Genomic DNA, 625 nt, shown 5'->3' with positions numbered 1-625 from the left:
ACCAATCTGATACTAGCAAGCCACGTCTAGTGGTCACTCAATCTGCAGGCAACTACCCGGCTGATCAATATTTCTACCGTCAATAAAAAAGGAGATTAATCCATGAGCAATCACATCAATTATAAGTGGGCTAGTCTTGGAACTGGAGTTATTGCCAATGAATTGGCGCAAGCTCTTGAAGCGCTTGGTGGGAAACTCTATTCCGTTGCCAATCGTACCTATGACAAGGGGCTAGCCTTCGCTGAGAAATACGGGATTGAAAAGGTGTATCATGAAATTGATGAAGTCTTTGAAGATCCTGAAGTGGATATCATCTATATCTCAACGCCTCACAATACTCATATCCAGTATCTTCGCAAGGCCCTCGCAGCTGGCAAGCACGTGCTCTGCGAAAAGTCCATCACTCTCAACAGTGAGGAATTGGCAGAAGCGATAAAGCTTGCTGAAGAAAACCATGTCAAACTGGCAGAAGCCATGACCATTTTCCATATGCCTATTTATCGGAAACTCTCTGAAATTGTGGCAAGTGGCAAGCTAGGCCCTCTCAAGGTCATCCAGATGAACTTCGGTTCCTATAAGGAATACGATATGAGCAACCGCTTTTTCAATCGCAATCTGGCAGGTG

General features: G+C 44.8%; 1 protein-coding gene. It reads left to right on the top strand.

Features of this window, described 5'->3' with window-relative positions; genetic code table 11:
* Window positions 1-102: 102 nt before the first annotated feature.
* The coding region (locus tag SPADD19_RS10910) for a Gfo/Idh/MocA family protein (protein WP_164905872.1) at window positions 103-625 on the top strand (523 nt) is incomplete at its 3' end.

The organism is Streptococcus parasanguinis (assembly GCF_001578955.1).
GTDB lineage: Bacteria > Bacillota > Bacilli > Lactobacillales > Streptococcaceae > Streptococcus > Streptococcus parasanguinis_U.
Note: the sequence above shows the minus strand (reverse complement) of the source record. Positions and strands in the feature narration are given on the sequence as shown.